19 protein-coding genes and 1 other RNA gene are annotated in these 22,677 nt (G+C 38.2%); 5 read left to right on the forward strand and 15 right to left on the reverse strand.

What is annotated here, in order from left to right:
* Positions 1 to 2: 2 nt before the first annotated feature.
* Complete coding sequence (locus RM539_RS16720) at positions 3 to 1,835, reverse strand: DNA polymerase III subunit gamma/tau (protein WP_311504565.1); 1,833 nt, start codon at positions 1,833 to 1,835, stop codon at positions 3 to 5.
* A 128-nt stretch (positions 1,836 to 1,963) separates the two neighbouring features.
* On the opposite strand from RM539_RS16720, the gene rnpB reads away from it, so the two are divergent.
* Positions 1,964 to 2,300, forward strand: an RNA gene (gene rnpB, locus RM539_RS16725) — RNase P RNA component class A.
* A gap of 120 nt (positions 2,301 to 2,420) precedes the next feature.
* On the opposite strand, the gene rsmD is transcribed toward rnpB, so the two are convergent.
* From rsmD to RM539_RS16740, 3 genes are read right to left on the reverse strand one after another with little or no spacing between them, the layout of a single operon-like run.
* Positions 2,421 to 2,954: a 16S rRNA (guanine(966)-N(2))-methyltransferase RsmD gene (gene rsmD, locus RM539_RS16730; RefSeq protein ID WP_311504566.1), complete on the reverse strand. Its 534-nt coding sequence runs from the start codon at positions 2,952 to 2,954 to the stop codon at positions 2,421 to 2,423.
* Positions 2,954 to 3,769 (reverse strand): DUF3822 family protein, encoded by an 816-nt coding sequence (locus RM539_RS16735; RefSeq protein ID WP_311504567.1) that lies wholly within the window; start codon positions 3,767 to 3,769, stop codon positions 2,954 to 2,956. The genes rsmD and RM539_RS16735 overlap by 1 nt, the downstream gene beginning before the upstream one ends.
* Entirely contained in the window at positions 3,756 to 4,406 is a 651-nt protein-coding gene (locus RM539_RS16740; protein ID WP_311504568.1) for a hypothetical protein, read from the reverse strand. Before RM539_RS16740 ends, RM539_RS16735 begins: the two co-directional genes overlap by 14 nt.
* Positions 4,407 to 4,526: 120 nt before the next feature.
* Here RM539_RS16740 and RM539_RS16745 point away from each other — a divergent pair, with 120 nt between their 5' ends.
* Both RM539_RS16745 and kdsB read left to right on the forward strand, forming a co-directional pair.
* Positions 4,527 to 5,966 (forward strand): ATP-dependent DNA helicase, encoded by a 1,440-nt coding sequence (locus tag RM539_RS16745; RefSeq protein ID WP_311504569.1) that lies wholly within the window; start codon positions 4,527 to 4,529, stop codon positions 5,964 to 5,966.
* A 228-nt stretch (positions 5,967 to 6,194) separates the two neighbouring features.
* A complete protein-coding gene (gene kdsB, locus RM539_RS16750) occupies positions 6,195 to 6,911 on the forward strand; it encodes a 3-deoxy-manno-octulosonate cytidylyltransferase (RefSeq protein ID WP_311504589.1) in 717 nt (238 codons plus the stop codon).
* On the opposite strand, the gene RM539_RS16755 is transcribed toward kdsB, so the two are convergent.
* Both RM539_RS16755 and RM539_RS16760 read right to left on the reverse strand, forming a co-directional pair.
* Positions 6,908 to 8,215, reverse strand: coding sequence for a cryptochrome/photolyase family protein (locus RM539_RS16755; protein ID WP_311504570.1), 1,308 nt, complete (start codon positions 8,213 to 8,215; stop codon positions 6,908 to 6,910). The two genes, kdsB and RM539_RS16755, sit on opposite strands and share 4 nt — an antisense overlap.
* A 260-nt stretch (positions 8,216 to 8,475) precedes the next feature.
* Positions 8,476 to 8,988 carry an SRPBCC family protein gene (locus tag RM539_RS16760; protein WP_311504571.1) on the reverse strand — a complete coding sequence of 171 codons (513 nt, stop codon included), beginning with the start codon at positions 8,986 to 8,988 and terminating at the stop codon, positions 8,476 to 8,478.
* Positions 8,989 to 9,153: 165 nt separating this feature from the next.
* On the opposite strand from RM539_RS16760, the gene RM539_RS16765 reads away from it, so the two are divergent.
* On the forward strand, positions 9,154 to 9,999 hold the full coding sequence (locus RM539_RS16765) for a DUF2911 domain-containing protein (protein ID WP_311504572.1): 846 nt from the start codon (positions 9,154 to 9,156) through the stop codon (positions 9,997 to 9,999).
* Between the two features lie 338 nt (positions 10,000 to 10,337).
* Here RM539_RS16765 and RM539_RS16770 read toward each other — a convergent pair whose 3' ends face one another.
* The 9 genes from RM539_RS16770 to RM539_RS16810 all read right to left on the reverse strand — a co-directional run bounded on the left by RM539_RS16770 (position 10,338) and on the right by RM539_RS16810 (position 19,352).
* A complete protein-coding gene (locus RM539_RS16770) occupies positions 10,338 to 11,312 on the reverse strand; it encodes a Gfo/Idh/MocA family protein (protein ID WP_311504573.1) in 975 nt (324 codons plus the stop codon).
* Positions 11,309 to 12,994: a sodium:solute symporter family protein gene (locus RM539_RS16775; RefSeq protein WP_311504574.1), complete on the reverse strand. Its 1,686-nt coding sequence runs from the start codon at positions 12,992 to 12,994 to the stop codon at positions 11,309 to 11,311. The genes RM539_RS16770 and RM539_RS16775 overlap by 4 nt, the downstream gene beginning before the upstream one ends.
* A gap of 108 nt (positions 12,995 to 13,102) precedes the next feature.
* A complete protein-coding gene (locus RM539_RS16780; protein WP_311504575.1) occupies positions 13,103 to 15,592 on the reverse strand; it encodes a PIG-L family deacetylase in 2,490 nt (829 codons plus the stop codon).
* A 76-nt stretch (positions 15,593 to 15,668) separates the two neighbouring features.
* On the reverse strand, positions 15,669 to 16,208 hold the full coding sequence (locus RM539_RS16785; RefSeq protein ID WP_311504576.1) for a mechanosensitive ion channel domain-containing protein: 540 nt from the start codon (positions 16,206 to 16,208) through the stop codon (positions 15,669 to 15,671).
* Positions 16,209 to 16,267: 59 nt separating this feature from the next.
* A complete protein-coding gene (locus RM539_RS16790) occupies positions 16,268 to 16,855 on the reverse strand; it encodes a Maf-like protein (RefSeq protein ID WP_311504577.1) in 588 nt (195 codons plus the stop codon).
* A gap of 3 nt (positions 16,856 to 16,858) precedes the next feature.
* Positions 16,859 to 17,770 (reverse strand): geranylgeranylglycerol-phosphate geranylgeranyltransferase, encoded by a 912-nt coding sequence (locus RM539_RS16795; RefSeq protein WP_311504578.1) that lies wholly within the window; start codon positions 17,768 to 17,770, stop codon positions 16,859 to 16,861.
* A gap of 4 nt (positions 17,771 to 17,774) precedes the next feature.
* Complete coding sequence (locus tag RM539_RS16800; RefSeq protein WP_311504590.1) at positions 17,775 to 18,101, reverse strand: DMT family transporter; 327 nt, start codon at positions 18,099 to 18,101, stop codon at positions 17,775 to 17,777.
* A complete protein-coding gene (locus RM539_RS16805; RefSeq protein ID WP_311504579.1) occupies positions 18,098 to 18,610 on the reverse strand; it encodes a KdsC family phosphatase in 513 nt (170 codons plus the stop codon). Before RM539_RS16805 ends, RM539_RS16800 begins: the two co-directional genes overlap by 4 nt.
* Positions 18,594 to 19,352, reverse strand: a complete 759-nt coding sequence (locus tag RM539_RS16810) for a Rossmann-like and DUF2520 domain-containing protein (protein WP_311504580.1) — start codon at positions 19,350 to 19,352, stop codon at positions 18,594 to 18,596. Before RM539_RS16810 ends, RM539_RS16805 begins: the two co-directional genes overlap by 17 nt.
* Before the next feature lie 127 nt (positions 19,353 to 19,479).
* Here RM539_RS16810 and RM539_RS16815 point away from each other — a divergent pair, with 127 nt between their 5' ends.
* Positions 19,480 to 22,671: a cytochrome c biogenesis protein CcsA gene (locus tag RM539_RS16815; protein WP_311504581.1), complete on the forward strand. Its 3,192-nt coding sequence runs from the start codon at positions 19,480 to 19,482 to the stop codon at positions 22,669 to 22,671.
* Positions 22,672 to 22,677 lie beyond the last annotated feature (6 nt).

Consider the following 22,677-nt stretch of genomic DNA (forward strand, 5'->3'; position numbering starts at 1 on the left):
AATTATACGTCTAAATCAAATGTGGTTCTTAATTTTTCAATCAGCGGGTTTTTTTCCTTCAGTTTATTATATTTTTCAATCGGGGTGAAGGCAAATTTTTTAGCGGAGCTTTCATTCACAACTATATTCAATGAAATTTGTGAATTATGGAGCTTATTTTTCAGGAAACCAACCAGTTTATTTTGAGCCCTTTCCAAATCCAGTTTCATGGTTTCGTTCGGTAATTCTATGGTGACTTCTTTTTCCTTTAAGCTGGGCAAATCGGTTTCTAAAATAGAAGCGAGAATTTTTTCACCATTTTTCTTAAGTCTCTGTACATATTCGTTCCAGGCGAGGTGTAGCTGATTTTCAGTAAAATCGCTGGTCATCTCTTTTTCCTTCGGAATATTCTCCTGCTGTTTTGCCTGAATTTCTTTCTTTGCACGGATACTCTTCAGCGAAAGGCCGGAAACTCTATCTTTTTTTATTGATGCATCATTTACCGGTGCTTTTACCGGTGCTTCCATGGAAACGGAAGCAGGTGTGGCAGGGGCCTGTTTCTTTTCTTCCGCAGGACTTTTTTCTGAATAGTATTCAGGATTTTTCTTTACCGGTTTGCAATCTCCATCCGGAGTTTTATTTCCTTCTGAAGGAAGTTGTGCTTCTTTAGGCGCGACAGAGTCATTGGAAGCATATTCGTTATTTTGAATAAGCTTTTTCTCTTCCGCAGAAAGGGGAGAAGGGGTATTTTCAAAATGCCCCGGGAGAATTATATTGCGTTCAGACTTTTTTTTTTCTCCATCAAAAGTGATAGAGGCAAGCTGCATGAGGCATAATTCTACCAGCAGTCGCTGGTTTCGGCTGCTTTTGTATTTTAAATCACAATCATTCGTTAATTCTATTCCTTCCAGTAAAAATTGGTGCGAAGCTTTTTGCGACTGCTGAAAATATTTTGTTTTAGTCTGTTCTCCCACCTCCAGCAGGGAAATTGTTTTTTGATCTTTACAAACCAGTAAATCCCGAAAATGTGAGGCAAGTCCCGCAATAAAATGATGACCGTCAAATCCATTGGAAAGTATATCATTATAGGTAACCAGCAATTCGGGTATATTGTTTTCAAGGACCAGGTCTGTCACCTTCATATAAGTATCATAATCCAGCACGTTCAGGTTTTCAGTAACCGCCTGACGGGTAAGTTCATTCCCGCTAAAACTTACAACCCTGTCATAGATGGATAACGCGTCCCGCATGGCACCATCTGCCTTTTGAGCAATAATCTGCAGCGCATCTTCATCGGCATTCACGCCTTCCTGTTCTGCGATATAGCCAAGGTAATTTTTGGCATCGGTGACTGTAATGCGCTTAAAATCGAAAATCTGGCACCTTGAAAGAATGGTAGGAATAATCTTGTGCTTTTCAGTAGTCGCAAGGATAAAAATGGCATGTCTTGGCGGTTCTTCCAGTGTTTTCAGAAAAGCATTAAAAGCCGAAGCCGAAAGCATGTGAACCTCGTCAATAATATACACCTTGTAATGTCCAACCTGTGGCGGAATTCGAACCTGGTCTATAAGATTACGAATATCGTCTACAGAGTTATTGGAAGCCGCATCAAGCTCAAAAATATTAAAAGCGAAATCTTCATCTGGAGAATGATGCTCATCCTGATTGATCATTTTTGCCAGAATACGGGCACAGGTGGTTTTACCCACTCCACGTGGGCCGGTAAACAACAATGCCTGCGCAAGGTGATTGTGCTTTATGGCATTGGCAAGAGTGTTGGTAATGGCCTGCTGGCCCACAACATCCTTAAAAGTTTGCGGTCTGTATTTACGGGCTGATACTACAAAATGCTCCATCAAAATCTATTGAAGCACAAATATAAAAATCACGAGCCTAAAGATGAAGTTTGTCTTGTTTATTTTTTAAACAAAAGAGGGCAAGACATCAACAATTTTATCCCGGTTTTTTGCATTACCTTTGCGGCAAAGCAGGTCGCCTTGTCGCTTGATCTATTATTCCGGCTTTTGCCGGGATGCGAGGTTGAGAGGAAAGTCCGGACACCATAGGGCAGCATAGTGGGTAACGCCCACCGGCCGTGAGGTTAGGACAAGTGCAACAGAAAGAAGGTACAGGTAATGCTGTAGTGAAACCAGGTAAACTCTATGCGGTGCAATGCCATGTAAACCGGTACTGCGGGCGGCCCGCCTGCTTCCGGAGGGTAGGCAGCTAAAGACCTTTGGCAACAAAGATTTCAGATAAATGATAAGGGCTTTCGAATTATTCGAGATGCACAGAATCCGGCTTACAGACCTGCTTTTTTTATTTCACCTGAATTTTCTCTGCTAATTCGGAAAACTGAACTTCGGATTATCTTATCTAATTTTCAAAAATTCTCCTTAACAAGAAATCAATAAAATTTTTAATCTTAGAAGAAGCATTTTTTACCTGAAAAAGCTGAAGGCAGAATTCCCGTAATTTCTTACTTCTTCAAAATTCTCAACTGTGGAAAGATCTGTTCTTTTCCAGTGCTCAATAATGAGAAGACCTTCCGGTTTTAAAATTTTATTGGCAAAAGTAAGATCGGCAATTTTGGCAAAACTCTCCTGGTCAAAATTATATGGCGGATCTGCAAAAACAACATCAAATTTTGCTGAGGATTTTTCTAAATATTTATATACATCACTTTTTATAACCGAAATATTAAAGTCCAGTTCTGCCGTTGTTTTCTTAATGAACTTTACACATTCAAAATTTTCATCTACGGCAGTAACCATTTCTGCGCCCCGGGAGGCAAATTCGTAAGAAATATTCCCGGTTCCGGCAAAAAGATCCAGAATGCTAATACTTCCAGGGTGAAATTGATTGGCCAGAATGTTAAATAGTGCTTCCTTGGCCATATCGGTAGTAGGCCTTACCGGAAGTTTTTTTGGAGCTGTGATTCTCCTGCCTTTATTTGTACCTGAAATAATGCGCATTATAATGATTTTAAAAGGATATACTCTTCGGTTTCGGTGGAAGGTTTATTAACATTATCCTTATAGTCAAAAGGAAAAAATACATTTAGAAAATCAATATTCCTGATATATGTGTAAGCAATTTTATACAATGGTGATTCTCTGTTAATATCTCCAAACAACATTAATTGCAATTCCATGGGATCAAGGTTTAATTGTTCGGCAGTAAAAAGAATGTAATAAAGAAAATCTTCCCTGGTTTCATACGAAAATGTATTGCAAAGAAGCAGTTTTTCTTTTTCTATAACCACCAGGTCATATTCTTTTCCCCGGTTATAAATGTACATCTTTGTTTCCTCTGCGGGTAATTTGAGAAGTTCCTCTACAAGGATACTTATACTATGCCTATATTCAAATTCGCCATATTTCTCAAAGAAGTAATTAATAATATTGGTAAATGGTATATAAACATTTACAATTTCATGCTTTTGAAGCTCGTCATAAGCAATAACATCTGTTTTTAATATCCTGGTGTTAAACTTTAGATAGCTGGAAGCATTTTCTTCCTGAAAAAAGGGAGAGGGAACCAAAGTAAAGAGTGCGTTGCTAAAAATCAGGTTTACTTCATCTACAGTCTGCTGCAAAACGGGTTCAGCACTATATATCTCTTCAATTTTTTCCAGCACCTTTACCGGATCCAGCCGGGTGGGAAAAGATTTTTTTAGGTAATATATAATTGTGTTTTCTTCTGTATTCAGGATACAAAAAGAAAGTCCATCCAGGCTAACCTGAATGGACATTTTTAAAAAAGCTTTTTTCTGACTATTCGTCGCCATAAACCTGTGGCCAATTTCCGTTTGTATTCACCTGTTGCATGGATCCTACACTAATATAACGGCCGTTCACATCATCTACCGAGACAATTTCATTTTCCTGTAAAACTAAAGTCCTGTCCTGATCGTAAAGAACCTCACTTTTTGCAATTTTTGCTTCAAAAACAGGAATTTGATTTCCTCCTTTATTGATAGTTCCTGCTTCCAGTTCAAATTGTGCATCCACACCTTCAATAGGAACGTTCATCATAGTCCTGTAACGTTCTTCATTTCCTTTAAACAAAGAATCCTTTACGGGAACAAAACCAAGCGTATCAATTACAACGTCTTCTATATATTGGTCCACTCCATATGTTGCTCTGTATTCTTCATCAAGGTATGTAGTATCCCGGCGTTGTGTAATGGCAAATTCAGCAGTATCGATAAAACTTACCAAATTGTCAAAATCACCTTCAAAAGATCCGGTTACTTCTTTGTGAGCAAGCTCGGCTGCCCTTATATCTTTAAGATTTTCAATTACCTTCGCATATCGTTTTTCTTTAATTTTATTAAATTGGATTGGTCTGTAAACCGCATCAAATGTAAGATAGGCCAGGAAAATGATCACCAACCAAAGGAGTAACTGAATTACAAGTCTCATGCTTTAATAATTTATTATATAAAATTAATAGTGTGTATGACAAATCTACAATTTTTTTTTATTCGTAAAAGTTTCTTCCCTAAAAATCCATGGCTATATTTGAGAATTCACGTATAAGCTATGGATAAACTAAATACTTCCTCCTTTTATAAACTACTTATTGGGGATTTAGGGTTTCCGGCAAAGGCTAAACAGGATCTTGCACTTCAGCAATTATCTGAATTTGTTACAACGGGGGGAGACCATTCTCTTTTTGTATTAAAGGGCTTTGCCGGTACCGGTAAAACCACAATTATCAGCACATTGGTGAAGAATCTCTGGAAAATTAAAAAATCCGGGGTTTTAATGGCACCTACCGGAAGAGCGGCCAAAGTTATTTCCAATTACTCAAAACAGGAAGCCTTTACCATTCATAAGAAAATCTATTTTCCTAAGAAATCCCGGGGGGGAGGCGGAGTGAGTTTTGTGCTTCAGCCAAATAAGCATAAAAACAGTATTTTTATTGTAGATGAATCTTCTATGATTTCAGATGAAAATTCCGACTCGAAAATGTTCGAAAACGGATCCCTTTTAGATGATCTGGTTCAGTATGTTTATTCCGGGCATAATTGCCAGCTTATATTAATAGGGGACACTGCGCAGCTTCCGCCGGTAAAAATGGAAATGAGCCCGGCACTGGAAGAGCAAAAACTTCAGTTTAGCTATAATATGGAAGTAAAACATATTGAATTGGACGAGGTGGTAAGGCAAAGTGAAGAAAGTGATATTCTCCTGAATGCCACCAGAATAAGAGAATGCCTGCAGGAAGAATTTTACAAAAGTTTCAAGTTCCAGCTCACCTCAAAAAAAGATGTGGTGCGGCTTACAGACGGCTATGATATTATGGAAGCTATCCAGGATGCCTACGATAATTTGGGAAATGAAGAAACCAGTATCATTGTAAGGTCTAACAAAAGAGCAAATCAATATAATCAGCAAATAAGAAACAGAATCTTATTTCAGGAAGAAGAAATTTCGGCCGGGGATTATCTTATGGTAGTGAAAAATAATTATTTTTGGATTAAACCCGCTTCTGAAGCTGGATTTATCGCAAATGGCGATATTGTAAAGGTTCTGGAGATCTTCGGAATAAAAGAACTTTACGGGTTCCGGTTTGCAGAAGTACAGGTGCAAATGGTGGATTATCCTAAAATGCGACCCTTTGAAACTGTGGTTTTGCTGGATACCCTTACCAGTAATTCTCCGTCTCTTTCTTATGAAGAATCTAATAATCTTTACCAGGAAGTAATAAAAGATTATGCCGATGAAACCTCCAAGTACAAGAAGTTTTTAAAGGTGAAGAACAATAAGTTTTTTAATGCGCTTCAGATTAAATTTTCATACGCCATGACCTGTCATAAATCCCAGGGGGGACAGTGGAATACTGTTTTTATTGAACAGCCATATTTGCCAAATGGAGTAGGGAAGGAATATTTGCGATGGCTTTATACTGCAGTTACCCGTGCAACAGATAAACTTTACCTGATTGGTTTTAAAGATGATTTTTTTCTGGAAGAGTGAAGCAATGATCGATTGAAAATGGACAATTTGAAAAATTCGAAATTGAAGAGAACAAATGTAGGAATGTAAATTCTATTCAAGATTTCACAAAGTTCAAACCGATAATCCAAATCGATAACAAATATTAAAATTAACTTGACCTAAACATGACGTCCTTCTAAAATTAGCTATTTTTGAGCAACTATAAAATATAAAATTTTGAACAGCACCCCACTTAAAATTGTTGCAATGATTCCTGCCCGTTATGAGGCCAGTCGCTTTCCGGGAAAACTATTGCAGGACCTTAACGGCAAAACAATTATTAGAAGAACTTATGAAGCCGCTAAAGAAACAGATCTTTTTGATGATATTTATGTGGTAACCGACAGCGATAAGATTGAAACTGAAGTAACCGGTTTTGGAGGAAAAATCATTAGGAGTAAAAAAGAGCATGAATGTGGAAGTGACCGCCTTGCTGAAGCGGTGGAAGACATGAATGTAGATGTGGTGGTGAATGTTCAGGGAGATGAACCATTTATAGACAGGAACAGTCTTGCCAAATTATTGCTTGTCTTTAGAGAAGATGAAGAAAAGGTTGTTGATCTTGCTTCTCTTAAGGTAGCACTTCATGAAAGTGATGAAATTACCAATCCTAATAATGTGAAGGTAATTACAGATAAAGATAATTTCGCGATGTATTTCTCAAGATTTCCAATTCCTTATCCACGGGATAATGAAGCACCAATGACGTATTTTAAGCATATTGGTATTTATGCTTTTAGGAAACAAGCTTTGAATGATTTTCATAATTTGCCAATGTTGCCACTAGAAGCCACCGAAAAAATTGAGGCTATTCGATTTCTGGAATATGGTAAGAAGATAAAAATGGTTGAAACTACCATGCAAACTATTGGCATAGATACTCCTGAAGATCTTGAAAAAGCAAAACAGCTATTAAAATCTTAAGTACTTACCGCTTCTTTGTAAACCTTTAAAGCCCGTTCGCGGGCTTCTTTATGGTCTACCATAGGATCAGGATAATCTTCTGTTCCATATTCTTTTACCCATTTTTTAATATATTTCCTGTTCTTATCAAACTTTTCAATCTGAGTTGTGGGATTGAAAATCCGGAAGTAAGGAACGGCGTCAACTCCGCTTCCCGCAATCCATTGCCAGTTCCCCACATTTGAAGACATTTCGTAATCCAGTAGTCTTTCAGCAAAATAAGCTTCTCCCCAACGCCAGTCAATTAAAAGATGTTTACATAAAAAACTTCCCACCAGCATTCTTATACGGTTGTGCATAAAACCAATTTCATTGAGTTGTCGCATTCCCGCATCTACAAGTGGATAGCCGGTTTTTCCTTCCTTCCATAATTGAAATTCCTCTTTATTATTGCGCCAGTTAATACGGTCATATTTCTGTTTAAATGCTTCGGTTACAGTTTGCGGATTATAATCCAGTACCTGCATAAAAAATTCCCGCCAGATCAGTTCATTCAGGAAGGTTTTATTTTTTTCAGAATTAGCTTTTTTAACCATCTTACGAATACTAACCGTTCCAAATCTTAGATGCGGCCCCAGTCTTGATGTGCCATTTTTACCGGGATAATCCCTTGTTTTTTCATAATCTTCGATTAGTGTGGGGGTAACATCATAATCAGGAACCTTTAAGGAGGAAGTTTTAAAGTCCATGTCACTAAGGCTTAGGTTTGGCAATTTTTTTTGTTGGATAAGATTATCCATATACCGACTTGTATAATGGATTTTCAGATCAAAATTTTGAAATTCCTGTTTCCAGCTTTTCATATATGGCGTGTAAACCACATAAGGACCGCCATCCTGTTTGGTAATTTCATCCCGCTCAAAAATCACCTGGTCTTTATAGGTGCTGAAATCAATTTCATTTTGAGAAAGCAGTTTACCTATTTCTTTATCCCTGTCTTTGGCATAAGGTTCATAATCGTGATTTGTAAACACTTTCCCCACGTTATAATCCTCAATAATTTTCTTGAAAATGGATAAAGGTTTGCCATGGTATATGGCAAGTGAACTATTATAGTTATTCTGTAGTTCCTGTCTCATATGCTGAAGGTTCTCATATATAAAATTCACCCTGGAATCATCTTCAGCGAGGTTATCGAGAATTTCAGTGTCAAATATGAAAATCGGCAAAACCGGATTTTCGCTTTTTAATGCTTCCAGGAAACCAACATTATCGTCCAGGCGTAAATCTCTTCGGAACCAGAAAATATTTATTTTTTTACTCATCTATTATAGGTTACGGATTTCAGTAGATAGCTTTAAATTGCAGATCCTATGAATGTCAGGTCAAGCGCAGTAGAAGCCTGTATTTGTATTTTGCAGACAAATTAATCTCGACGTTGCTCGAGCTGACTGAAAAAATAGTTAACAATGTTTATCATTTATGGTGTTGTGGATATGCATCTAACTACTTACCTTAAAGGTTTATATTCAATAAATCCGGTGTTCCGGATATTTTATTATTAGGGCTGTATTTATATGATAGCCTATTGATCCTGATTTTTCTCTTTAATTTCGGTTTGGGTTTCCGGTGTCGAAGGAAATTTACCAAAAAGTTCCACCAGCTTCTTCTGCCGGTAATCAAATATCTCTTTTAGTTTTGGTTTTACAAGAAAAGGGTGGGCCATTCTTCCAAAAATCCCCATAGGTAATTTATAGTCTACAACATCTTCCATTTCCACACCACCGTCTATTTCCTTTAAAAAATGTTTATGATGCCAAAGGGCATAAGGTCCAAACCGCTGTTCATCTACAAAATATTCCTTAGGTCTAACATGTGTAATTTCGGTTACCCACTTTGTTTTTAATCCGGCAACAGGAGTCACAATGTACTGTATAATTTGTCCTTCAAATATTGGCCTGTCTGCTCCGGAGATAATATCAAAACTCATATAATCAGGAGTAATGGTTTTAAGATTTTTTGGATCGGAAAGGAAATTCCATGCTTTTTCAACTGAAACTGGTATTTTTTGTTTACTGCTTAAGGTGTAAATTTTCATGGGAAAAATTTAGGATAAAAATAAAATCAATTTTGTCTAAAGAAAAATATATTAAGTTAAACAAATACCAATTCTTTTAATTCAAATGTTCCTGAAGAAATATTCTGCAACCTCATAAGCTTCTTCTTCCTATATTTATAGGACTAATTTTAAGCAAATCAAATTATGAAAAAATTATTCATCTTATTTTTTGTTTTGGCTACAGGCTTCGGCTTAAAAGCTCAAATACAAACACCCCAACCCAGTCCTTTAGCTAAAATTGAACAAAAGGTAGGACTTACTGATGTAATCCTTAAATATTCCCGCCCAAACATGCGCGGCCGCGAGATTTTTGGAAATCTTGTACCTTATAATGAATTATGGCGTACCGGGGCTAATGAAAATACTACAATCTCTTTTAATGATGAGGTGACGATAAATGGCAAAAAATTACCAAAGGGAGATTATTCAATATACTCAATACCTAAACAGGATGAATGGGAAGTAATTTTTTATAGTACAAACGATAACTGGGGAATTCCGCAGGAATGGGATGAAAATAATATAGTGCTTAAAGCCACGGCTCAGGTACAGGAATTACCTTTTGATATGGAAACTTTCACCATTATGATGGATGAATTGCATAATGACGGTGCAGTGCTCAACTTTATCTGGGCCAATACAGTTGCAAGCCTTCCTTTTGAAGTACCAACAGATGAAAAAGCCACAGCCAGCATAGAAAAAGTAATGAGCGGACAGCCAGAACAAAACGACTATTTTGCTGCCGCTAGTTATTATCACGACCAGAAGAAGGACATGGATAAAGCTTATACATGGATACAGAAAGCTGTGGAAGGCAATGAAAATGCATTCTGGATTTTAAGGAGAAAATCATTAATAGAAGCTGAAATGGGCAAAAAAGAGGATGCTATAGCTACCGCAAAAAAATCCCTTGCCGCTGCCGAAAAAGCCGGAAATAATGATTACATAAAAATGAACAAGGACTCTTTACAGGATTGGGGTGCAATGTAAAATAGGTATGATCTATAAAATTTAAGCCCTTTTCTTCGGAAGAAGTTAAGGGCTTTTTTTTATTTGATCCATCTCACTCCACACCTGAATAAGAAAAATATTATAAAAAAGAAAAAAGAGTGAAACAATATCACTCCTAAAGTCCATTGTAAACCAAGTTCACCGCTAAACAATACTTTAGCAATTATAAATGAATTTGGGTTGCTATAAACTTTGTATGCAAAGTATAATACCAAAAAGGAGGAGGTTATTAAGAGTACAATTCCGACAGCTTTTTTAATCATAATGGCCTTAAAATTCTGAAGATAAATTACTCCAAAATTAGATCACTCTCAATTTTAATACACCAAATCAATTTTTCTTCGTACTTCATCCAGAAGGCCAATTAGCTGAAGGCTTTTTTCAAAGGTCATCTGGTCACTTTCGATTTGTCCTTTTTGTAGCATTTCCTGCACGTGAGCTGCTTCAAAGTTATACCCATTGGCTGTTACACCAAATTCCTTTGTTTTTTCTCCTTCTTCAGTAGAGATTGTTACTGTTGCGGGTTCATGGAAGCGGGAATTTATTGTTACGGTTGCTTTTTCAAAGAGAAAAGTGGCGGTGGTGGGGGTTTCCCTTCCCACGGTGCTATGTAATTCGGCTTCCACACCATCTTTATAGGTGAATATCATTTCACATTCTTCGTCTACTTCTGTTTTCGCAAGTTTTGCCTTAGCCGAAATTTTTTCAGGAATTCCAAGGGAACTTAAAGCGGTAAAAACAGGATAAATACCTATATCCAACAAACTTCCGCCTCCCAAAGATTTATTATACAGCCTGTGGCTGGCATTAAAGGGGGAATGAAAACCAAAATCGGCTTTCATACTTTTTAATTTTCCAAATTTTTCGGTTGAAATAAGATTCATTACGAACTGGAAATGTGGTAAAAATTGTGTCCACAAGGCTTCCATAAGAAATACTTTTTTCTCCCTGGCAAGAGCAATCATCTCCTTTACCTGTTGAGTATCCATGGCGAATGGTTTTTCACACAATACAGCTTTCCCGTGGTTGAGGCATAAAAGTGTATTTTCATAATGAAATACGTGCGGGGTGGCAATGTAGACTACCTCCACATTTTCATCCTTTACTAGTTCTTCATAGCTGCCAAAAGCTTTATCTGCTTCGTATTCCTTTGCAAAATTTTCTGCTCTCTCCATAGAGCGGCTGGCAACGGCGTAAAGATTAGCGCCGGGAACTTCCTTTAAGCCCGTGGCAAATTTTCTGGCAATTTTTCCCGGGCCAATAATTGCCCAGTTTACAGATTTATTTTTCATTTTATGCTTTTTTCAGTTTTAGTGAATTGTTCAATGAGTAATGCCAGCAGCATAACAATAGCACAACCTAATAAATTTAGCCACAAATAAGGAATTATATCCAGTAGAAATATGCCAATTATTACCAATTGTGTAATAAGTGCTGCAATAAACGTTGGCGTACTGCTAACGCGCTTTACAAAAAAGGCGAGAAGGAACACTCCCAGTACATTTCCGTAGAAAATGGAACCTATAATATTAACCAGCTGAATGAGATTGTCAAAAAGATCTGCCACCGAGGCAAAGGTAATGGCAATACCTCCCCATAATAGGGTAAACCATTTTGAAGCTTTCAGGAAATGTTGATCTTTTTTGTCGGTTTTCACACCACGTTTATAAAGATCTATTGCAGTGGTGGAGGCGAGGGCGTTTAATTCTGAAGCGGTGGAAGACATGGCAGCAGATAAAATAACGGCCAGCAATAAACCCACGACTCCGCGGGGAAGATTATTCAGGATAAAGTGGATAAAAATATAATCTTTATCATTGCTTTCGGCATCTTTATCGGCTGCATCTATAAATGTTTTTGCCTCCTCCCGTATTTTTCTCTCTTCGGAATTCAGACTGTTTAATTTTTCCCGGAATTGTTCTTTTTCCTGTGGGCCTGCTTCAGCAAAATTTAGCACTACATCCTGCTTTTGCTTTTCGATACGTTTATGATCTGTCATTAGATCCTGATATTGTTCTGAATAATCAGAATTTAAAACAGTTTCTGTAGCAGCGGGATTAAAGTTTAGGGGTGTATCATTAAATTGATAAAATACAAAAACCATCACGCCCACCAGCAGGATAAAAAATTGTAACGGCACCTTTAGCAGTCCGTTGAAAATTAATCCAAGCTGACTTTCCCTAACCGATTTTCCAGTTAAATAGCGTTGCACCTGGCTTTGGTCTGTTCCAAAATAGGAAAGCATCAAAAAAGTCCCGCCTAACAATCCACTCCATAAGGTATAACGGTTTTCAAAATCGAATGAAAAGTCCAAAATTTCCATTTTTCCACTGGAGCCGGCAATTTCCAGGGCAGAGGTAAAATCTACATTTTCAGGTAAACTATAGAGAATGATAAAAAAAGTAGAAATCATCCCGGTTAATATTACCGCCATTTGTTGTTTATGGGTAATATTTACGGCTTTGGTGCCACCCGAAACAGTATAAATTATCACCAGGGTGCCAATTAAAATTATTAGGCCTGTAAGATTCCACCCCAGAACAGCCGAAAGCACAATAGCCGGGGCGTAAATTGTCAATCCGGCCGCAAGACCCCTCTGTATAAGAAAGAGAATTGCAGTGAGCGTTCTTGTTTTTCTGTCAAAACGGGATTCCAGATACTGGTATGCAGTATAAACCTTTAGGCGGTGATAAATGGGAATAAATACCATGCAGATAATAACCACGGCAATTGGGACTCCAAAATAAAACTGAACAAAGCCCATTCCATCATGAAAAGCCTGGCCTGGAGTGGAAAGAAAGGTAATAGCACTTGCCTGTGTTGCCATAACCGAAAGCCCGATAGTCCACCACTCGGCATCTCCACCACCTTTTATATAATCCTTTACATTTTGGCTGCCACGTGAGTTATAAACACCGTACCACACAATAAAGGTTAGGGTAAGAATAAGAACGCACCAGTCTATTATCTCCATATCAGGCGAAGGATTTCAAAAGGAAGTAAAACAGAGCTACATAAACTGCATTTGCGATAAGAACAAGCGTATAGCTTTTTTTCCAGGTGTACTTTTCAGGTTTCTCCATTATTTTCCTATTGAAATCATATTTGCGAAAAGTTTATAAGCTCCGGGAACTCCTGCCGGAAATTGCCTGAAAAAACTAAGGCCGGTATAAACATAATAGCCACTGCCGTACTTTGCTACCAGAAGGCTTCCATCTCTGGGTGGCTCATCTTTATCATTCATGGAAAGCACCGGGGTAAATTCATTGCCCCAGCTATCGGGAAAATACAATCCGCGTTCCTGCACCCAGTTTTCAAAATCGGCTTCAGTAATTTGGTTTGGAGAATTTAGCAATGGATTTTCCGGTGCCAAAAATCGTACTTCTGCAAATTCATCGGTAACACGGTTGCGCGATAATTGTAAATTATAAGGAGCAATGTTATTGGTAACTATCCCGCGATTAGTGTTGTATTGTGCTATAAGGGTACCGCCATTTTTTACATAATCAAGCAGAATTTCTTGTTTGTAAGCTAAATCATCCTGTACATTGTAAGCACGTATACCTATAACCACAGCATCAAAATCTTTGAGCAAAACTGTGGAAATTTGCGCGGGTGAAATCCTTGTAACATTATAGCCAATTTGTTCCAGGCTTTCAGCAACCACATCTCCCGCACCTTCTAAATAAGCAATATGTTGCCCTTTGGTTTTAATATTTAATTTGGCAACTTTTAATCGGGAAGGAAGTATTAATGTTTGGTAGGGGATATGTTCATAATCTATATGAACAGCTTTTTTTGAATAAGTTTTTCCTCCAATTTTTGCCTGTGGAACAATAATGGCTTCGCTTTCCTGTGCCGGAGGTGTTATGCTGAAATTGATTACAACAGAGCCTCCTTTTTGGCGAATATTGAAGCTTTCAGCAGCCGGTTCAATATTCCAGTTTTTAGCAGACTTCAGGGAAATTTGCCCCGAAATACTGTCTTTACCTGAAGTAATCTTTACTGAAATTTGTCTCTTTTCAGCATTGTCAAAAATTATAACTTTTTCATTAAAATCAACTGCAGCTGTAGGAATTATTTCAAAGGAACGATAGGTTTCTCCAAAAACATTGTCGTTGTATTTGTAAACTACTTCTCGGGAAAAAGGAATTTCCACTCCGTTAATATCTATATTGAAAATCGCTTTTGTATAATCAGGAGTTTCCGGAAGGCCAATTAATTCCTGGTTATCCACCCTGTACATTCCCACACTGCCCTGCTCATTAAGCCAGTAAGGAGAAGTTAAATTGCTTTCTGCAGGGATTTTTATACTTAGGCTCTCATGCCATCCCTGATTATTTTGAAGTGTTGCATTGGGCTGAATAGCAGAATTACCTGGAGATAATTCCACACTTTTCAGGCTCATTTTATTTTCACTACGATTAATGGCTTCAAGATTTATAGTAACTGTTTCCGAAGGTGTAGCGGTAGCACTTTGTGCCACGGCTTCAAGATATAAACCTGCAGCAGCCGCGATAATATTCTTAATTTGTTCCGATTTTATTTCCCGCCAGTGTTCATTTTCAAGTTTTTTGATAAGCTGATAAGCATTCACCAGTTTTGGAATACTGGTCGCGGGATTGGTAAAATCGTAATTTTCCTGAACGTCTTTAAGAATTTTGCCAATTTCTGCACCGCCTTTAATACGGTTCCAGGAAGTATCTATTCCAGCAAAAATATTTTCTTTAGCGGCCGGCATTTCTCCTTTTATCAATTCCAAATACTCCATTTGTGAACCGCGGCTTCCTGTACTGCCAAATCCCTGGGAGCGGTGTTGGCTGCGGCTAAGGGAAGCAATTTCAGGATTGGAAAGACCCTTCAGCGGAAAATAAACTCCGGTGTCAAACTGCAGAAATTTTTCTTTGCTTGCTTCTTCAAAAGCATCCTGGCTTCCGTAGAACCAGGGAGAGGTATTGAAGAATAAGCGTTTAGGCTGGAAAGTATCAATGAACTTTAGCTGTTCCGGAAATGCATTTTTATCATTGACGAGATCAAAAGCTTCCACACTTAAAATAGCTGAAGAAGTATGGTGGCCGTGCGTAGTGCCGGGAGTACGATGATCAAACCGGTTAATAACAACATCGGGCTGGAATTTGCGAATAATCCACACTACATCGTTCAAAACTTCATTTTTATCCCAAATTTGCAGGGTTTCTTCCGGGGTTTTAGAATAACCGAAGTCGTTTGCACGGGTAAAAAACTGCTGTCCCCCGTCAATTCTGCGCGCAGCCAGTAATTCCTGGGTACGAATTACGCCCAGTTCTTCACGAATTTGCGGTCCTATAAGATTTTGCCCGCCATCGCCGCGGGTAAGCGAAAGGTAAGCGGTACGTGCATTTACTTCATTTGAAAAATAGGAGATTAGGCGTGTGTTTTCGTCATCGGGATGTGCTGCCAGATATAAAACCGAACCTAAAAAATTCAGTTTTTCGATCTCATGATAAATTTCTGAAGCGGTTAACTTCTCTGGAGCCTGAGCCCTGACTGTACTAAATATAAAAAGTAATAGGAGAGATAGAAATTGACGCATTCCTGCATGATTTATAGGTAAAATCAAATATAGAAACTTTGCTGCCTCTTCTATGACTTTTAGCTGGGTTTAACTTTTAGAGCGCATCTTTGCCTTCATCAAAACGGGCATTCTTTTCTACCAGGGAAACTGCTTTTTGCAGTATTAGGTTATTCGGATAAGTTATAAGTTCCCCTTCCACTGTTCTTAAATGCAGGTGGAAGGCTTTTATATCTTCAATTATGGCCTCAATTGGCAAATCTTTATCATGAATTTTTATCTTATCTCCAATTTTGTACGGAAAAGAAAAAAACATTATCACGCCTGAAGTTATATTGCTTAGAATAGACCAGATGGCAAAAAGCGCTGCTCCCAAAATGGCAAATACCGATGAAAATATAAGGGCGAAATCTGCCCATTCCAATCCCCAGGCAACAGAGAAAAGTAATGTTGCCATGATAAAAATGAGGATATTGATGTATTTAAACATCAATTTTGTACGGGTAAGGTTTATTTCGGCACGTTCTCCAACCCTTTTCGCTGTTTGCTTCAGGATATATTGAATGATGAGCAACAGAACAAATATTCCTATACTGTAAAAAATTTCAATACGTATGGTGCTTAAAATTTCCGGCATTTTAAAGATTCAGATTTTTGGCAAATATAATGACAATAGCAAAACAGAAGCTAACGAAGTTAGGAATTTGCAAGCTCAAGGAGTTTATTGTAAACCAGGTGTGTAGGGAGCCCCACAACATTAAAATAGCTGCCTTCAATCCCGGTAATTCCTACTAAACCAATCCATTCCTGGATGGCATATCCACCGGCTTTGTCAAAAGGTTTGTAGCTTCGCACATAAAATTCTATTTCTTCAGAAGTTAATTCTCTAAAACTCACTTTAGTTTTAGAATTTACTGTTTCCTGTTTTTCTGATGTAGTAAAGCAAACAGAGGTAATCACCTCATGGGTTTTTCCTGATAAGGATTTAATCATGCTAACAGCTTCCTCTGCATCTGCCGGTTTTCCCATGGCAAGCCCGTCATTGGATACTATGGTGTCACTGGTGATAAGGATCTGATTTGGTTTCAGGTCTTTAAAAGCTTTTGCTTTTAGCTGCGCCAGGAAATCGGTTATTTCTTCTTTTTTAAGATGTTCGGGGAAGACTTCTTTTACCGGGCGTACATCCACGGTATAGGGAATTTCCATTTCTTTAAAAAAACGTTGTCTTCGGGGCGAACCTGAAGCCAGGATAACTTCTTTATTTTTTAAAAAATCTTTCAGCATAATCTAAAGTATAAATTTGTAAAGCCCTATGGAAATTATTCCGAAGAAAAGGATAAGTTTTAGAATAAGGCTCAACCGGGTATAATGTTTTCTTTTTTCAGCGTCCCATGTTTTAATCATCACGTACACAAGAGGAGCGAAAATAAGCAGAAGCGTGTAAATTGTGGCGAAGGTGTTCCGGAATAAATAGGTATAAGTATAATAGAAAATCGCCACCAGCGGAATTACAGCTATGCTAAAAATTAGTTTATTGGTGCGTGACCTGCCCAACAAAATCGGTAATGTATGCATTCCGGCATTGTAATCCCCTTTGATGTCTTCCTGGTCTTTTACCATTTCCCTTAAAAGGTTGATTAAAAAGGCAAAAAGTGCGTAATCTGTAAGAATGGAAAAAAGTAGTCTTTGCAATGGCTGATTTTGATCATTAATGGCAGGTAAAAGATCATAAAGCCCTACAATTATTACCACTCCGGCAATGGTGCAGCTCACAATAATATTCCCGATAAGTGCCAGTTGTTTAAGGTGAGTGGCGTAAAAATAGAGAATTGCTGATGCAAAGATCCATAATCCTGAAAATGCCGGCCAGCCCACAATATTAGACAGGTAAAAGCCAATCCCCACGCCAGTTATATTTAAAATCATAAAAAGGGTGTAGCCGGTTTTTTCTGAAACTCCCGAACCTATAATTGTTTTATCGCCACGGTTAATCCTGTCGGTTTCCACATCATGAACATCATTAATTATATAGCCTCCTGCGGCAAGGCAAACTGTAGCTAATGCCAGAAGAAAGCATCCAAAAAGGTTTAGCGTGATTGCCGCACCAAAAGGTTCAAATAATCCATATTTGATAAGGAATTGGGTAAGTGCGATAAAAAGCAGATTCTTATAACGCACCAGTCTTAAATATTTGTACATAAATTTAATTGGAAACGAACTTTAAACCGATAATTGAAATAATTAAAGTGCTAAGAAAGAAAATACGCCAGAAATGTGCGGGTTCTTTAAAAATCAGGATGCCCAGCAAGGCCGTTCCCGCAGCCCCAATTCCTGTCCATACTGCATATGCAGTGCCAATGGGTAAAACCTGGGTGGCTTTGTAGAGCAGCGTCATACTTACTGCCAGGAAAAAGAAAAATCCCAGTAACCAGAAATTTGCTGTGTTTCCGGAAGAAAATTTTGCTTTTCCCAAACAAAATGCAAATCCTACTTCACAAATCCCTGCGATAATAAGAAGGAGCCAGTTTATTGTTTTTCCATCCATTTTCCCTGAACTTTCATTACCTGCTCAATAATATCACGCACGCAACCTTTGCCGCCTTTGCGGTGGGAGACATATTTTGAAATTTCCTTCACTTCAGCCACGGCATCCTGCGGGCAACATGGTAATCCCACCAGTTTCATAGGATAATAATCGGGAATATCGTCTCCCATATACAGTACTTCCTCCGGCTTAATTTCATAAATATCAAAAAACTCGTCCATTTGTTCCACCTTGTCTGATATTCCCAGGTAAATATCATTAATTCCCAGGTCCCGAAGCCGCATTCTCACCCCTTCATTTTTTCCTCCGGAAATTATGCATACGGTGTACCCGGCATCTTTCGCTTTTTTTAATGCATATCCGTCCTTAATGTTCATGGTGCGCAACAATTCCCCCGCAGTACTTACCTGAACGGAGCCATCGGTTAACACGCCGTCTACGTCAAAAACAAAGGTGCTTATATCGTTTAAATATTCTTTAAAGTTCTTTTCCATGTAATTTAGTAATCGATTGGGTTAGCAGTTTATAAACTTCGGTTTGATCCTGATTTAGTAGTTTAAGATGTGTCTGTATGGTTTTTTTATCATTTCGCAGGGCGGGCCCGGTTTGTGCTTGTTCAGGAGATAATTCTTTAATTTTGGCGGCTGTTTCGGCTATTAATGGCTGTAAGATATTAAAAGGCACCTGGTTTTTTTCACAAATTTCAGCTCCAAGATGATATAAATGATTGGTGAAATTATTTACAAATACAGCCGCGGCATGTAATGCTCTTCTTTGTTCAGAATTTATTTCATATAAGTTTTCAGAAATACTGGCACCCAGTTTTTTCAATTCCTGAAGGTTTTCTTCGGAACTGGACTCCAGGCAAAGCGGAATTTTTCTAAATTCAACTTTTCGTTTTGTAGAGAACGTTTGAAGCGGATAAAACACTCCGAAATTTTCAAATTTTGAAAGAACAGTGATTGGAAGTCCGCCGGAAGTGTGTAGATAAAGGCTTCTGGAATCCTTCAGCTTTTTTGCAACTTCTGCAATGGCATCGTCTTTGAGTGAAAAAATGTAAATCTGAGCTTTCTTTAATTCCGAAAGAGAAGTAGTGGTATTGGTTTCAGTAAAATCACTGAGTTTTTCAGGTCTATGATTATACACCTGAACTACATCAATTTCCTTTGTGTGTTGAAAAGCGCGAAAGAGGTGGAAAGCTACATTGCCCGCGCCTAAAATTACCACTTTAGTCATTGGGCAAAAATACCAAAAAAATTGCTGTGGTAAAATTAACATTTGTGCCGGTAGATTGAAGGAATCAAAGTCTTACAAAACCGTTAAATTTCCTTAAATTTGCAGCCGATTTAAAGTATATCTTTTCATGCAGAATAAAATAGCTTCTGTCATTTTTTCTACCCGTATAATGGCAGTTTTATTCATCGTTTTTGCCACATCTATGGCATTGGGAACTTTCATTGAGACCTGGTACTCCATTGAAACTGCAAGGGTTCTTATTTACAATACGTGGTGGTTTGAAGGAATAATGCTGTTTTTTGTCATCAATTTTATAGGAAATATTAAACGTTACCAGTTATTAAAGAAAGAAAAATGGTCTACACTGTTGCTTCACCTTTCTTTTATCTTCATATTAATAGGGGCATTTATTACCCGGTACATTAGTTACGAGGGGATAATGCCTATTAGAGAAGGGGAGACCACCAATAAATTTTTGACCCAGGAAACTTATTTCACTTTTTTTATAGATGGGGAAATAGACGGAGAGCCCAGGCGGAGGGTTTTACAGGATGAAGTCTTACTGGCTCCCGAAACCGAAAATGATTACGAATTGCACAGCGATTACAATGGGCAACCTGTTAGTTTTGAAGTTACCAATTTTATTGATAGTGCTGAAGAAACCCTTGTACCTGCAGAAGACGGGAACCGGTTTCTAAAGATTGTAGAAGCCGGCGGGGGAGAGCGGCACGATCATTTTTTAGAGGAAGGAGAAGTTAGTAATATCCATAATACCTTATTCAGTTTAAATAATCCTACAGAAGGGGCCATTAATATTGTGGTTAATGAAGAAGGAGAATATACTATTGATTCCCCTTTTGCCGGAGACTATATGAGAATGGCCGATCAAAAACAGGGACAGCTTGTATCTGATTCTACTCAAACGCTCATGTTACGCTCACTTTATAATATTGGTAATTTACAGTTTGTAATTCCGGAGCCGGTATTGAGGGGAGAATACGATGTTGTTCCTACAGAGCAAAAAATGAAAGATCAGGCCGACGGCGTGGTAATGAAGGTAAGCTCCAGGGGAGAGACAGAAACTGTTATTTTGCTTGGGGGTAAAGGAATTCCTACTGAACCGAAAAAGATTAACCTGGCCGGTCTTGAGATATTTCTGAACTACGGTTCTATTGAGAAGGAACTCCCCTTCGCTCTGCGACTGAATGATTTTATTGCTGAAAAGTATCCCGGAACAATGAAAAGTTATAAATCTTTCCAAAGTAATGTAGAGATTGTGGAAGAAGGTAAAGAGGATGTTCCTTATGAAATTTACATGAACCACATTCTGGACCATCATGGTTATCGCTTCTTCCAGTCCAGCTTTGATCCAGATGAAAAGGGAACCGTTCTTTCTATAAATCATGACCGTTGGGGAACCTGGATTACCTACCTGGGCTATTTTCTTCTTTATTTTGGTTTAATGTGGATTTTGTTTGATAAAGGTTCCCGCTTCGGAAATCTTAAAGAAAGACTGGAAAAGGTTAAACAGAAGAAAAAACAGCTTGCAACTATTGCTACTATCCTTATGATTTCTGCAGGCGGATTTGCACAAAATCAGGAAGAGGAGCATGAGCATGTAAATACTTCAGTAAAAACTGAAGAAATCCAGGAGCAAATGGATTCTATTATTACTGCCAACGCTGTTAAAGAAGAACACGCTGCAAAATTTGGAAGACTTGTAATACAGGATGCCGGAGGGCGAATGAAACCTGCCAATACCTATTCTTCAGAATTATTGCGGAAGCTGAGCAAAACCGATACCTACAAAGGAATGAGTTCAGATCAGGTACTTATTTCCATGACTGAAAATCCCATGGTTTGGTACAACGTGCCGCTTATTTTTGTAGAGAAGAAAAATGATAGTCTGCATCAAATCCTGGATGTGGAAGAAGGCAAAAAGTATCTTTCCTTAACCGATTTTTTTGATAATGCCGGGAATTATAAATTATCACCTTATCTGGAAGGCGCATACCAGGCAGCTGTTCCAAACAAGTTTCAGAAGGATTATATAAATACTGATAAAAAGGTAAATCTCTTATACCAGGCATTGGAAGGAGATATTCTCAGAATATTTCCTATTCCCGGAGATGAAAACAATAAATGGGTTTCTTATCCTGAAGTGCAGGAAGCAGCCTTCACAGGAATGGATTCGGTTTATGTGCGGCAAATATTGCCACTTTATATTGATGCTCTTAAAAAGGCGAGACAAACCGAAGATTATGCAAGAGCAGATGAATTTTTGGGAAGTATAAAGAGTTTTCAGCAGAAATTTGGAGCTGAAGTAATGCCTTCCAAAGAAAAAATTGAAGCGGAAATCACCTATAACAAATATGACATTTTCAGAAATCTTTTCTGGATGTATATGCTCGCCGGGGTGCTGATGCTGATTTTTGTGATCGTACAAATATTTAAAGATAATAAAGTTATACGTGGTCTTGTCACCTTTAGTATTGTATCAATTATTATCTTATTTGTGCTACATACTGCCGGGCTTGCGGTGAGATGGTATATTTCGGGTCATGCACCCTGGAGTAATGCCTATGAATCTATGATTTACGTAGCCTGGGCCACAATGTTCTTTGGCTTTGCATTTGGAAGAAAAAGTAATCTTACCATTGCGTCGACTGCTTTTGTCTCGGCTATTATTTTAATGATTGCGCATGGCAACTGGACAGATCCTGCAATTGCTAACCTGGTGCCTGTATTGGATTCTTACTGGATTATGATACATGTTTCGGTTATCGTGGGAAGCTATGGGCCTTTAACGCTGGGGATGATCCTGGGAGTGGTTTCCCTGTTGCTGATGATTTTGACTAATTCTTCCAATAAGAAGAAAATGGATCTCAACATAAAGGAGATTACAATTATTAATGAATTGTCGCTTACCGTAGGACTGGTGATGCTTACCATTGGAAATTTTTTAGGAGGACAATGGGCAAATGAAAGCTGGGGCCGTTACTGGGGATGGGATCCAAAAGAAACCTGGGCTTTGATCAGTATAATGATTTATGCGTTTGTTATTCACATGCGTTTAGTGCCGGGGCTTAGAGGTAGGTGGACGTTCAATTTCATGTCTGTTGTGGCTTATGCCTCTATAATGATGACATATTTTGGAGTAAACTTTTACCTAAGCGGGCTCCATTCCTATGCCAGTGGAGATAAGGTTATTACTCCTACCTTTATTTATTATACTGTAGCCGGAGTAGCGGTGCTGGGAGCAATATCTTACTGGAAATATAAGAAACATTATGCTAAGGTACCTGCTAAGCAGGAATAGTACATG

The sequence above is a fragment of the Autumnicola musiva genome (genome assembly GCF_031846585.1).
Taxonomy (GTDB): domain Bacteria; phylum Bacteroidota; class Bacteroidia; order Flavobacteriales; family Flavobacteriaceae; genus Autumnicola; species Autumnicola musiva.